This window comes from Pseudomonas sp. QLc11A, assembly GCF_052112305.1.
In the GTDB taxonomy this organism is placed as follows: domain Bacteria; phylum Pseudomonadota; class Gammaproteobacteria; order Pseudomonadales; family Pseudomonadaceae; genus Aquipseudomonas; species Aquipseudomonas laurylsulfatiphila.
Map to the genome: position 1 here is coordinate 417,509 of NZ_JAVAJJ010000001.1, position 11,463 is coordinate 428,971.

Here is an 11,463-nt window from a genome sequence, read left to right on the forward strand (position 1 = left end):
CGCCCGTTTGCAGTACGCTGGGCCCTTCAATTTCCCCGGCAGAGGGAAACGCAGGCCCTGCGTGTAAACCAACGATCACCATTGCGGGGTTTACCATGCGCATCACTTCCCAACTGATCTGCCAGGCGGCCGACCAACTCAAAGGCTTCGTCGGCCTCAACCGCAAGACCGGCCACTACCTCGTGCGCTTCAGCGAAGACTCGTTCGGCATGGACGTGGCGGATGACGGCATCATCCCGACCAGCGAGTTCGTCTGGGGCGCAGGGCCCGGGCAGGCCATGACGCTCAAGCGCGAATTGATCCAGTTGTTGCTGGACCAGAACATCGATGACCGGATCAACATCACCGAGCCATTGCGGGTGTACATGAACCGGGGGGAAGTGCCGGAGATATCGGCGGTTCGCAGTCTGGTTCGGGGTTGAGTTTTTGTGGTGACTGTTCTGGCCTCTTCGCGGGCAAGCCCGCTCCCACAGGTTGCCATCAATCCCTGTGGGAGCGGGCTTGCCCGCGAAGACGGCCTCAAGAACACCGCATCATTTACAGACTGAACCCGTAGGCCCGCTCAACCCGACACACCCGCGTATGACACCGCGCATACCAGGTCGAACGCCCACGCTCGCGAATCGCCGTATGCTCCGGATGCTGCTTCCACGCCAGAATCGCCGCCTCACTGGCCCAATACGACACGGTTATTCCCAACCCATCCTCACCCCGAGCCGATTCCACCCCGAGAAACCCCGGCTGTTCACGGGCCAGTTCCAGCATCCTTGCGGCCGCTTCGGCATAACCCTGATCGCCCTCGGTGCGCACCGAGGTGAAGATCACCGCGTAGTAAGGCGCCGTTGGCGTATCGGCGATCATGACGAGCGTCCCGCACAGGCTTCGACAAAGGCGCCAACCAGCGGCGGCAAGACGCCCCCGAGTGCCGCCCGCTCGGGCTGAAACAAGGTCGCGACAAAGAACGGATGGCCGCTGAGTTCGACCGCGCGCAGTCCCTGTTGCGAATCGTGGCCGACGGCGTGCAGCTCGCGCCTGAGCAGCTCCCCTTCGAACTGCGGATTCACCCCATAGCGACAGCGATAGCCTTCACGAATCTCGGCGCTTTCGTACGCCTGTGCGATCAACGAGCCTTCAACCAGATGAATGGAATCGACGGCCTCGACCAGCGCACACGACAGTGGCGTCAGCAGCGCCCGTGCTGCATCGGGCGCCGTCTCGCCGTGTTCGGCATCCGACCAGCCCAGCACATTGCGCGCATATTCCAGCACCGCGTGTTGAAAACCGCCGCAGGTGCCGAGGAACGGCCGCCGTTGTTCGCGGGCAAAACGGATCGCCAGCAATGCACCGTCCATGTTGCGATACGGGCTGGCCGGTACGCACCAGAAGCCATCGAACGGGTGCAGCGGTGTCCCGGCGTGGATTTCATCGGTGGCCAGCCATTGCCATTGCACCTTCAGGCCGCTGTGTTCAGCGGCCATTTCAAGGGCTACGGGAATGGCCTGGTGGGCGGTGACTTGCGGGTCGTAGTCGCCGATCAGGGCGATGCGAATCGTACGGTTTTCCATGAGGGGCCTCTGCACTTGTTGATTCCTGAGGCCCACTATAGATTGGCGTTCACGCACTCAATATTGGCGTTTTCCCAAGTGATCAATGCAGCGACGCACTATCGACTGGACTACCCGGACCTGGCCCTGATCCTCGCATTGGTGCGCGGCAGCTCTCTGGCCCGGGCCGCGCAGCTGTTGAAGGTGGACGTCTCGACGGTGTTTCGAGCGGTGCGCCGGCTGGAGGCTGCGCTGGGTCAGCAATTGTTCGAAAAAAGCCGCGCCGGTTACCTGCCCACCACCCTGGCGCAGTCACTGGCCGAGCAGGCCGAGCGCGCTGAACAGGCGTTGGAGGCGGCGCGCATCGGTGTGGAGCAGGGCGGTGAAGTGATCAGCGGCATCGTGCGCCTGACCTGTACCGATTCGGTCCTGCAAGGTTTGCTGTTGCCGGCGCTGGCGCAGTTCATGCCGAACTATCCGGCCCTGACGCTCGAGCTCAGTACGTCCAATGACTTTGCCAACCTCAGCCGCCGGGATGCCGATATCGCCCTGCGCCTGACCCGTACGCCACCGGAGCACCTGGTAGGACGGCGACTGGCGGACATTGCCTACCGCGTGTGTGGCAGCGAGCGATACCTGCAATCGGTCAACACCACAGACCTGGCCTCATTGACCTGGATCGCCCCGGATGACTTCCTGCCGGATCACCCTACCGTTACCTGGCGTCGCCAGGCCTTGCCGGGCGTAACGCCGGGTTACCGTTGCAACAGCATGCTGTCGGTTACCGAGCTGGTCAGGGCGGGGCTGGGTGTCGCGGCGTTGCCGGACTTCTTGATCGGCGAGGGACTGCGCCCGCTGGGCGAGCCCTTGCACGGTTACGACACCGCGCTGTGGCTGCTGACCCGTCCCGACTGCCGAGCCTTGCGCTCGGTGGTCACCTTGTTCGATGAGCTGGGGCGGGCGCTGAAACTGCCGTGAAACCGTTCAGGCCTGTGGTTCATCCTTGCGCACGAAGTGTTGATGCATTTCCGACGTCAGGTTTTCGATGCGCTCGGTGAGGGCCTTGGTCATCTCCGTGAGGCGGGTGTTCTGCTCGAGCAGTTCCAGCAGTTGCGCGGAGTTTTTCGCGGCTTCTGCCTGCCGCTCACTGTTGGCGGTCGCCAGCGCTTCGCGGTGCTGCGCATCGGCATCGGATTGGGCCTTGTCCCGCGCGGCCTGACGCGTCTGGGCCAACAGAATCAAAGGCGCGGCATAGGCCGATTGCAGGCTGAACGCCAGGTTGAGCAGGATGAACGGGTACGCATCGAAGTGGGTGACACCGAACAGGTTGAGGCACACCCAGATCACCACGATCAGCGTTTGGGCGCCGAGAAAGGTCGGGGTACCGAAGAACCGCGCAAAGGCTTCGGCGCGCAGGGCAAACTTGTCATTGCCAAAGGTCGGCGCCAGATGGGCGTGATGGCGATGGAAACGCAGGTGATCGACGGGGGCGGCGGTGGCGTTGTCTGTTGGCGTGGTGTTCATGGTGCTCTCTGCCTGGCGCTGGGACTGAGGCTCACTATAGCCCTGGCGTCATTCGAGCAGCGTAATCGCCAAGCTATCGCATCATGCTTTCGACGTTTCCAGGCTGGTGTTGTTTGTGTTGACACTGACCTTGTTGCGTCCGGTGTTTTTCGCGGTGTACAGGGCTTTGTCCGCGTCATCGAGCCAGGCCGTTGCATCGGTAAACGACGGTTGGTAGGCCGCCAGACCGATACTCAGGCTGACCCGCAGTCCGGGCACTTCCCCATGCCGATAGTCTTGCAACACGCTGCGCAAACGCTCCATCACGTCCACGGCCTGATTCAGCGGCATGTTGGGCAGAATCACGCAAAACTCATCACCGCCATAGCGGCCGGCCAGGTCGCTTTCGCGCAGGTTGCACTTGAGCTCGACGCTCAACTGGCGCAGCACCGAGTCACCGATGAGATGACCGTAGGTGTCATTGATGGTCTTGAAATGGTCGATGTCGATCAGTGCAATGACGGCCTGCTCATGACGCTGGCTGCACTCGCGAAACTTCAGTTGCAGCAAGTCCTTCCAGGCACCGTGGTTGAGCAATCCGGTCAAGCTGTCGGTGCGGCTCAGGGCGCTCAGGGTACGTTTATGTTCTGAAAGCTTGATCGCCAACCGGTAGCAGACCATGCCCAGCGCCAAGGGGTAGAGCGACAGCATCGGCAAGCAGGCCCACACCTGCAATTGCGTGGTCGACAGGGTGAATGCCGCGCCGAACAGCGACCAGGCAATCAGCACGCCCGCCGCTTGGCTCAGGCTACCCAACAGGAAAATCCGTTGGCCGCCGGCGGCGACATTGTTCATCGCCATCATCGCCAGAATGGTCACGGTGCAAAGCGGATTGAACTGGAACGTCGCGACCCAAAAACCACCGCACAACGAATCGTAAAGCAGATTGCGGCGTTCGGCCTTGTAGGGAAAGGCCGAGCGGCTCGACAGTTGATAAGCGAGATGCGGCCAGACAAAACCATTGAACGCCAACAAAACCCAGACCCACACCGGCAAGTGCAACGGATACAGGGCAGCGGCCACACTCAGACTGCCGATGCCCAAGCCAATGGTTCGAGGCATGTAGATGCGTCTGGCAAATGACAAACCCTTGCCGTGTTGTCTATCCATGATTTCCTGCACCAGATTCATTCTGAAACACTTTACTGCATGGGGGGCGGAATTACCGTTCATCGGTAAAAGCAGCACACATTGTCATTTATTCCAGCCGGAATAATCAGTGTCCTTCGAAGCCATTTAATGTAGGCAAGTGCTGAAACGGCTGGACTAGAGCTGGTAATAGCCCAGGAACATGTCCAGAGCGGAATCCGCCACCGTGTTTTGCTCCTCGGCTGACAAGCCGGGTTGGCCCATGGAAATCTGCGGCCAGAATGCAAAAGACTTGAGCAGGCCATGGATCTGTTGCGCGGCGAACTCGGGCGCCACGGCTTTCAATCGGCCATCCGCCTGTGCGGCACGAATCCATACCGTCAGCCCTTCTTCGCGTTCGCCCATTCGCGCCACCATATCCTGCGCCCGCTCCGGGGAATGGATCGTCGCCGCGATCGCCACCCGGGCCAGATCGAGAAAATTGTCATCGCCCAACATTTGCAGCTTGGCCATCAGCAACACGCGCAATTGGTCGCGCAACGGCAGGTTGGGACGGTAGGCCGTTTCCTGTTCTGCCGTCACCCGGATCCATAACTGATTGAGGATCTCGGCGAACAACTCTTCCTTGCTGGGAAAGTGGTTGTACACCGTGCGCTTCGACACACCGGCAGTGGCCGCAATCTTGTCCATGCTGGTGATCTCGAAACCGTTGTCACGGAACTCGATGATCGCGGCTTGAATGATCGCTTGGCGTTTTCGGTCGGTGAGGCGCTGTGGAGCTGTCATAAGTACGCTTCGGCAGGAAGAAAAGGGGAATTACACTCAGCAGTTTACTTGTCATCGACTTTGATGCAACCTAGAAACTACACTGTGCAGTGTAATGTTTTGTTAATCCTGCCCGGTAAAAAATAGAAAGTCCGGCTGATGCGTGCGTGCCTTGGCCCTTTATCGTCCCAAAACGGAGAATCGCGTCAAACGCGGTTTTTCTGGAGTCATTCAGTCATGGCCAATTCAAACTCCCCGGCGGACAACGCCTCCACACCTGAAGCGTCCCGACAGGCTCAAGGCCAATACCAGAACTTCACGCCGGTTCAACCTTTAAGCTTTGGCAAAACCATGGGCATCCTGTGGAACGCGCTGTTCCACAAACCGCAAAACACCCGCCCGAGCGCCCCCGTCCCGGTGCAAGCCCTGACGCAAGCCGCGCTGATTGCAGCGCCCAACCACAGTGTCTATCGCCTGGGCCACTCCACGGTGCTGCTCAAGCTGCGCGACAAATTCTGGATCACCGACCCGGTCTTCGCCGAGCGCGCCTCGCCCGTGCAATGGGCCGGCCCCAAGCGTTTCCACCAGCCACCGATCAGCCTGGAGGCATTGCCGCCGATCGAAGCGGTGATCCTGTCCCACGACCACTACGACCACCTGGATCATGCGGCTGTGTTGAAACTTGCGGACAAGACCAAACATTTCCTGGCCCCGCTGGGCGTAGGCGACACCCTGATCAAGTGGGGCATCGACCCCAGCAAAGTCCGCCAACTGGATTGGTGGCAAGGCACGGAAGTCGATGGCATCCGGTTCATCGCCACCCCGTCGCAACACTTCTCCGGCCGTGGCCTGTTCGACAGCAACAGCACCCTCTGGGCCTCGTGGGTGATGATCGACGCTGACACGCGCATTTTCTTCAGCGGCGACAGCGGCTACTTCGACGGCTTCAAACGCATCGGCGAACAGTACGGCCCATTCGACCTGACCCTGATGGAAACCGGCGCCTACAACGTCGACTGGCCGCACGTGCACATGCAACCCGAACAAACCCTGCAAGCCCACCTCGACCTCAAGGGCCGCTGGCTACTGCCGATCCACAACGGCACCTTCGACCTGTCGATGCACGCCTGGTACGAACCCTTTGACCGCATCCTGGCCCTGGCCTGGGAACGCAATGTATCGATCACCACTCCGCAGATGGGAGAGGCGTTCAATCTGATGCATCCGCAGCGTGGTGGTGCGTGGTGGCTGGCGGTGGAAGGGGAGAGTGAGCAAGTGGTGGTGCAGAACGCCCTGTAGGAGCGAGCCTGCTCGCGATGGACTCAAGGACACCGCGTTTATCCAGGATTTGCGCGTTATCGTTAACGTCCATCGCGAGCAGGCTCGCTCCTACAGGGGGCCATTTATCGTCAATCGATGAATTGGCTCACTCCACCATCGCAAAATCCGCCCGCCCGACCGGATTTGGCGTCGACCCTTTCACATTCATTCCTCGACCCGGCGCAAACCCGGGGAAGAACACCAACCCTTCCGATTCGAACCGATAGGCCAGCACCAGGCGCGTGACATCCAGTACTTCCTGGCGTGCCTCGAAGCGTTGAATGGCCTCCACCGAGACTCGGGATTCGCGCGACAGCTCTTCCACACTCCAGCCCAGCATCGCTCGGGCCTGGGCGCAGTGGGCCGGGGTGAATTGGAAGAGGGCGATACGTTCCAGGGTGATTTTCATCGCTTGAGAGGCCATGGTGTTCTCCGGGCTCGAGAGTGTTGGTCAAAATATACTGTGTTTTTGTACAGTTGTTTTGAGCCCGGATCAAACGCAATTTTTGATTATTCTTTTCAGGCAGACGAACGGCACTGCACTTATTTGTCCGCCAACCCCGGCGCCTCCCGCACGATAAAGTGATCCAGATTCTCGATGTTGGCGCTAAACACCCCGAACGTCTGCTCGGGGTTTTTCTTGCTCGGCACCTGCTTCAGCTCCGGCGTCACGCCATAAAAGAAGCAGTACAACTCACGCCCGCTCTCGATGGCGTGCTTGATCTCCTCGAGGAACGCCTTGCGCTTGCGGTAGCTGTCGATGAGTTTTTTGCTCAGGTAGACATTGACCGAGTAAGGCCTCTTTTCGAACCAGACCTTCTTCTCGAAATCGATGCGAAAACTCTGGGTGTAGTCCTTGATCTCCTTGACCTTGCCCCAGTAAATCAGCCCCTTGTTGTCCTGCAGGTATTCGATCTTCTTGAAAAACGAGCCATAAGGCGCGGTGTGCTCGCCGATCTTCAGCGGCACGCGCTTGAGCAAATCCTTGTCGTCGAAGTTCGATACGAAACACTCCACCGGGTGGGCGAAGACGCTGGTCTTGTCCGGGGCCGACTCTTTGCCCGGTTGTTCGATATTACTAGCCCCCTTAGGCGCCACTGGCTCATCCCGAACCACATCAGCAATCACCTCCGGGCTGGACGGCTTACGCACATACTCACGTCGAGTCAGTAACAATTCCGACGGGAAATTTTCCTCGCGGCTGTCATCCGTTTCCGCCTCTTCCACACCCGACGCCGGCGCCTTCAAGCTGACATAAGGGCAGCCCTCGACATGCCGCGTACTCGGCAAGTTCTTGAAGTGCGGCGTGCGCACGTAATTCACATTCTTGGCGTTGAACGTGCCCAGCTCATTGGCCGCATCGAACGCCAGGCGACAGGCATCGTTGGGGCACTGGAAGTGTTCCCTGGCGGAGTCGAAATCCATCGTCTCGTCGAAATTCAGATCCCGAACGTCGTAGATCGACAACTTGTCGTTGAGGCTGAGGCAGTAGGCGAGGTCGAATTTCATGTCGGCTTCCAGGTCCTTTAGGTGAACAGCTTCCAGTGATGGCGCATTCGAAGCAATAGCTACACTGAGATCACTTCGATATCGCCGAGTCTGTCCATTAGTGAGGGCGATTCATGAGCCATCCAGATACTTCGCCCTCTCACCCGGAACCGGGCCGCATAGCCCGCCGGGACGAACAGACCGGTTGGCGTCGCTGGCTGCCGGGATTGGGCGTGCTGCGCGAATACCAATGGGCGTGGTTGCGTTACGACATCGTGGCCGGCCTGGTGCTGACCACGATGCTGGTGCCCGTCGGTATCGCCTACGCGGTGGCATCGGGCGTGCCCGGCATTTATGGCCTCTACGCGACCATCGTTCCGCTGCTGTTTTATGCCCTGTTCGGCCCCAGCCGGATCCTGGTGATGGGGCCGGACTCCTCCCTGGTGGCCGTCATCCTGGCCGTCATCATTCCACTCTCCGGCGGCGATCCGCAGCGTGCCGTTGCCCTGGCGGGGATGATGGCGATCGTCTCGGGAGCGGTGTGCATCCTGGCCGGTATGGCGCGCCTGGGTTTTATCACCGAGCTGCTGTCCAAACCGATCCGCTACGGCTACATGAACGGCATCGCACTGACCGTATTGATCAGCCAGTTGCCCAAGCTCTTCGGCTTTTCCATTGAGTCCGACGGCCCATTGAGAAACATAGGGGCCATCGCCTCGGCGCTGATGGAGGGAAAGGTCAACTGGGCCGCCTTCACGGTAGGCGGGCTCACCCTGGCGGTGATCCTGCTGCTCAAAAGATGGCCGCGACTGCCGGGCATCCTGATCGCCGTGGTCGGCGCGACGGTCGCCGTGGGAGTCCTCGACCTGGCGACACGTGCCGGTGTGTCGGTCCTCGGTTCGCTCCCCCAAGGCTTGCCCGGATTCGCCATCCCCTGGATCACCACCGCCGACATCGTCCCGGTGGTGATCGGCGGGTGCGCCGTCGCATTGGTCTCGTTCGCCGACACCAGCGTGCTCTCCCGTGTCTATGCGGCGCGGACCCGAACCTACGTCAACCCGAACCAGGAAATGGTCGGCCTCGGCATCGCCAACCTGGCGGCCGGACTTTTCCAGGGCTTCCCGATCAGCAGCAGCTCGTCACGCACACCCGTGGCCGAAGCCGCCGGCGCCAAAACCCAAATGACCGGCGTCGTCGGCGCACTCGCGGTTGCCTTGCTGCTGGTGATGGCACCGGACCTGCTGCAACATCTACCGTCCAGCGCCCTGGCGGCCGTCGTGATCGCCTCGGCCATCGGCCTGATCGAAATCACCGACCTGTGCCGGATCTATCGCATCCAGCGCTGGGAATGCTGGCTATCGATTGTCTGCACCGTCGGCGTGGCCGTGTTCGGCGCGATCGAAGGCATCGGCCTGGCCATCGTGATCGCGATCATCGAATTCCTCTGGGACGCCTGGCGCCCGTACTCCGCCGTATTGGGCCGCGCCGACGGGGTCAAGGGCTACCACGACATCAAACGCTACCCCGACGCACACCTGATCCCCGGCCTGGTCCTGTTCCGCTGGGATGCGCCCTTGTTCTTCGCCAACGCCGAACTGTTCAGCGACCGCGTGCTCGACGCCGTCGCGGCATCGCCCACACCCGTGCGCTGGCTGGTGGTCGCCGCAGAACCGGTCACCAGCGTCGACGTGACATCCGCCGACATGCTCGCCGAACTGGACGACACCCTGCACGCGGCGGGAATCGAGTTGTGCTTTGCCGAGATGAAGGACCCGGTGAAGGACAAGCTGAAGCGGTTTGGGTTGTTTGCAAGATTGGGGGAGACGGCGTTTTTTCCTACGATTGGGACGGCGGTGGATAGTTATGTGGCGAATTATCGGGTGGGTTATGTCGAGGGGGATGAAGGAGGGAAGGTAGGGCGTTGAGTGGGGGCTGGCAGTTCTCACACCGATTTGGCAGACAGACACCTTACTGTGGCGAGGGAGCTTGCTCCCGCTGGGCTGCGAAGCGGCCCCAAACTCAGCAAACGCGGTCAATCAGACAGAGCACCTAATTCGCTGGGCGACTGTTTCTAAACCCGCCGCAGATCCCTTGTGGGGCGAGCCTGCTCGAGATTCTCAACGTCAACTCAGCACCCAAGCCAAGCATCCCACCTTGTGGCGAGGGGGCTTGCCCCCGTTGGGCTGCGAAGCTGCCCTAAAACCAGCCAGCGCGGAGCATCAGATAAACACGAATTGTGCGGCCAACGATTTGAGTGCAAAACTAAAAATCCGCCGCCTGTAATTCAGGCAGCGGAATTTTGTAAGGGCAAACAATCAGTATCCACGCATAACCCGTGACGCCTTCCGCCACCAGGACTCACGTCGATTGAAAGGATCATCCGCCAACATACACGGCATATCCCGCAACCGAATCCACGGCTCATCCTGCCAATGCAACATACAAAGCGACATCTTCGGCCAGTCCAGCACGCTCAAAGTCGGGCGCTCCACTGCTCGTGAAGGACGGGCATCACGTAACGCAGCCACCACCTGATGCGTCAGCCACTCTCGCAGCAATCGATTCTCAGGGCAGTAGTGATAAATCAACAACGCATACACACCTGACTCGCTCACCATCAAACGCTCTTTAGCGGCGCCATAGAGATCAACGAGCATCAATCGCCTCTGATCCGCATCGAGCTTGCGCGTCACGCGCTCATCAAGGTGTTTACCCATAAGTCGCCCGAGATCATGCGCGCAGAACCAGGCCTGGTTCTCCAAAAGAAGGGCATGCAAGTGAACGTTGTGACGAGTGAACTGGGTGGGTTTGAGCGATTCAGGCATGGCGGGCCTCCAGGAGTGGAAGCGCATGGTTGGATCTGTGGGGACGGCGATTCACCTTCATCGTGAAGGTCGGATAGTCAGGCATTTCCTTTACCTCTGGCTGCTTTCTTAGGGCATTCGTTAAGGGTGTCGGGAGCTAAGAAACCCACCAGAGACGGGCCGGACATATTCCCCTTTCGGGTCTTGTATTCGCCCACTCCCGACATAACGGGGATTTTCTCGCAGGCGTAGAGAAACCGCAGACGAAAAAAAGCCGCATGACTGTCGGGTGCGGAGGACCGCTCTGGTTGAGGCGTTTCTTAGGCGCCGAATCGAAAGCCTAGAGTCTCAGTGCCGCAGGGTCAACCTTTCAAAATCGGTCATGATTTTTCAACCGGAAATATCTAGGGCTTAAGCACTCAAACCAAATATCTTCTGGATTTCAGTGCGTAGGAGCTCTCTGTTCTTGGTGTGGCATTCCCAAATGATCGCCACTCTCCATCCCCGCGTGTGTAGCGCCTGCAGTGCATCAGCATCTCGTTCCACGTTCTTCTCCAGTTTTGGCAGCCAAAAGTCCAACCTACTCTTGGGCGTATACGCATATTTGCAGCCAGGATGTCTGTGCCAAAAGCAGCCATGGACGAATATGCATAGTCGGTGTTTAGGGAACACCAAGTCAGGTTTTCCCGGCAGATCCTTCCTATGCAGACGATAGCGAAACCCCATTTCATGGCACACCGATCGCACGACCATTTCAGGCTGCGTGTTTTTTCCCTTGATCATGGACATGATCTTGGAGCGGTGTTCTGGTGTAATTCTGTCAGCACACATTCAGTTTTCCTCTCGATCCAATTGAAAGCCTTGGCCGCGAATCTCGGAAAAACATGCAA

Annotated in this window: 13 protein-coding genes; 4 read left to right on the forward strand and 9 right to left on the reverse strand. The window is 59.5% G+C overall.

Features of this window, described 5'->3' with window-relative positions; genetic code table 11:
• Positions 1-95: 95 nt before the first annotated feature.
• Entirely contained in the window at positions 96-422 is a 327-nt protein-coding gene (locus Q8X48_RS01980; protein WP_015096526.1) for a DUF2025 family protein, read from the forward strand.
• A gap of 115 nt (positions 423-537) precedes the next feature.
• Here Q8X48_RS01980 and Q8X48_RS01985 read toward each other — a convergent pair whose 3' ends face one another.
• Both Q8X48_RS01985 and Q8X48_RS01990 read right to left on the reverse strand, forming a co-directional pair.
• Positions 538-861, reverse strand: a complete 324-nt coding sequence (locus Q8X48_RS01985) for an antibiotic biosynthesis monooxygenase family protein (protein WP_407799280.1) — start codon at positions 859-861, stop codon at positions 538-540.
• Complete coding sequence (locus tag Q8X48_RS01990; RefSeq protein ID WP_407799281.1) at positions 858-1,565, reverse strand: CTP synthase C-terminal region-related (seleno)protein; 708 nt, start codon at positions 1,563-1,565, stop codon at positions 858-860. Before Q8X48_RS01990 ends, Q8X48_RS01985 begins: the two co-directional genes overlap by 4 nt.
• A 15-nt stretch (positions 1,566-1,580) precedes the next feature.
• Here Q8X48_RS01990 and Q8X48_RS01995 point away from each other — a divergent pair, with 15 nt between their 5' ends.
• A complete protein-coding gene (locus Q8X48_RS01995; RefSeq protein ID WP_407799282.1) occupies positions 1,581-2,522 on the forward strand; it encodes a LysR family transcriptional regulator in 942 nt (313 codons plus the stop codon).
• 6 nt (positions 2,523-2,528) lie between these two features.
• Here Q8X48_RS01995 and Q8X48_RS02000 read toward each other — a convergent pair whose 3' ends face one another.
• From Q8X48_RS02000 to Q8X48_RS02010, 3 genes are all read right to left on the reverse strand, one after another.
• On the reverse strand, positions 2,529-3,068 hold the full coding sequence (locus Q8X48_RS02000) for a DUF1003 domain-containing protein (RefSeq protein WP_126047164.1): 540 nt from the start codon (positions 3,066-3,068) through the stop codon (positions 2,529-2,531).
• An 81-nt stretch (positions 3,069-3,149) separates the two neighbouring features.
• Entirely contained in the window at positions 3,150-4,217 is a 1,068-nt protein-coding gene (locus Q8X48_RS02005) for a diguanylate cyclase (protein WP_407799283.1), read from the reverse strand.
• Between the two features lie 156 nt (positions 4,218-4,373).
• Positions 4,374-4,982, reverse strand: coding sequence for a TetR/AcrR family transcriptional regulator (locus tag Q8X48_RS02010; RefSeq protein WP_407799284.1), 609 nt, complete (start codon positions 4,980-4,982; stop codon positions 4,374-4,376).
• A gap of 216 nt (positions 4,983-5,198) precedes the next feature.
• On the opposite strand from Q8X48_RS02010, the gene Q8X48_RS02015 reads away from it, so the two are divergent.
• On the forward strand, positions 5,199-6,260 hold the full coding sequence (locus Q8X48_RS02015) for an MBL fold metallo-hydrolase (protein ID WP_015096519.1): 1,062 nt from the start codon (positions 5,199-5,201) through the stop codon (positions 6,258-6,260).
• A gap of 127 nt (positions 6,261-6,387) precedes the next feature.
• On the opposite strand, the gene Q8X48_RS02020 is transcribed toward Q8X48_RS02015, so the two are convergent.
• On the reverse strand, positions 6,388-6,705 hold the full coding sequence (locus Q8X48_RS02020) for a helix-turn-helix transcriptional regulator (RefSeq protein ID WP_217836162.1): 318 nt from the start codon (positions 6,703-6,705) through the stop codon (positions 6,388-6,390).
• A gap of 119 nt (positions 6,706-6,824) precedes the next feature.
• On the reverse strand, positions 6,825-7,790 hold the full coding sequence (locus tag Q8X48_RS02025; RefSeq protein WP_015096518.1) for a hypothetical protein: 966 nt from the start codon (positions 7,788-7,790) through the stop codon (positions 6,825-6,827).
• Between the two features lie 113 nt (positions 7,791-7,903).
• On the opposite strand from Q8X48_RS02025, the gene Q8X48_RS02030 reads away from it, so the two are divergent.
• On the forward strand, positions 7,904-9,694 hold the full coding sequence (locus Q8X48_RS02030) for a SulP family inorganic anion transporter (protein WP_407799285.1): 1,791 nt from the start codon (positions 7,904-7,906) through the stop codon (positions 9,692-9,694).
• 390 nt (positions 9,695-10,084) lie between these two features.
• Here the strand turns inward: Q8X48_RS02030 and Q8X48_RS02035 are convergent, their stop codons facing one another.
• Complete coding sequence (locus tag Q8X48_RS02035) at positions 10,085-10,594, reverse strand: BRO-N domain-containing protein (RefSeq protein ID WP_407799286.1); 510 nt, start codon at positions 10,592-10,594, stop codon at positions 10,085-10,087.
• Positions 10,595-10,984: 390 nt separating this feature from the next.
• Positions 10,985-11,404, reverse strand: a complete 420-nt coding sequence (locus Q8X48_RS02040) for a very short patch repair endonuclease (protein ID WP_407799287.1) — start codon at positions 11,402-11,404, stop codon at positions 10,985-10,987.
• Between the last annotated feature and the right edge of the window lie 59 nt (positions 11,405-11,463).

Excerpts from the sequence above, each read along its gene's own strand:
- Q8X48_RS01980 (WP_015096526.1), top strand. The coding sequence starts at position 96 with ATGCGCATCACTTCCCAACTGATCTGCCAGGCGGCCGACCAACTCAAA.
- Q8X48_RS01985 (WP_407799280.1), bottom strand. The coding sequence starts at position 861 with ATGATCGCCGATACGCCAACGGCGCCTTACTACGCGGTGATCTTCACC.
- Q8X48_RS01990 (WP_407799281.1), bottom strand. The coding sequence starts at position 1,565 with ATGGAAAACCGTACGATTCGCATCGCCCTGATCGGCGACTACGACCCG.
- Q8X48_RS02000 (WP_126047164.1), bottom strand. The coding sequence starts at position 3,068 with ATGAACACCACGCCAACAGACAACGCCACCGCCGCCCCCGTCGATCAC.
- Q8X48_RS02005 (WP_407799283.1), bottom strand. The coding sequence starts at position 4,217 with ATGGATAGACAACACGGCAAGGGTTTGTCATTTGCCAGACGCATCTAC.
- Q8X48_RS02010 (WP_407799284.1), bottom strand. The coding sequence starts at position 4,982 with ATGACAGCTCCACAGCGCCTCACCGACCGAAAACGCCAAGCGATCATT.
- Q8X48_RS02015 (WP_015096519.1), top strand. The coding sequence starts at position 5,199 with ATGGCCAATTCAAACTCCCCGGCGGACAACGCCTCCACACCTGAAGCG.
- Q8X48_RS02020 (WP_217836162.1), bottom strand. The coding sequence starts at position 6,705 with ATGGCCTCTCAAGCGATGAAAATCACCCTGGAACGTATCGCCCTCTTC.
- Q8X48_RS02025 (WP_015096518.1), bottom strand. The coding sequence starts at position 7,790 with ATGAAATTCGACCTCGCCTACTGCCTCAGCCTCAACGACAAGTTGTCG.
- Q8X48_RS02030 (WP_407799285.1), top strand. The coding sequence starts at position 7,904 with ATGAGCCATCCAGATACTTCGCCCTCTCACCCGGAACCGGGCCGCATA.
- Q8X48_RS02035 (WP_407799286.1), bottom strand. The coding sequence starts at position 10,594 with ATGCCTGAATCGCTCAAACCCACCCAGTTCACTCGTCACAACGTTCAC.
- Q8X48_RS02040 (WP_407799287.1), bottom strand. The coding sequence starts at position 11,404 with ATGTGTGCTGACAGAATTACACCAGAACACCGCTCCAAGATCATGTCC.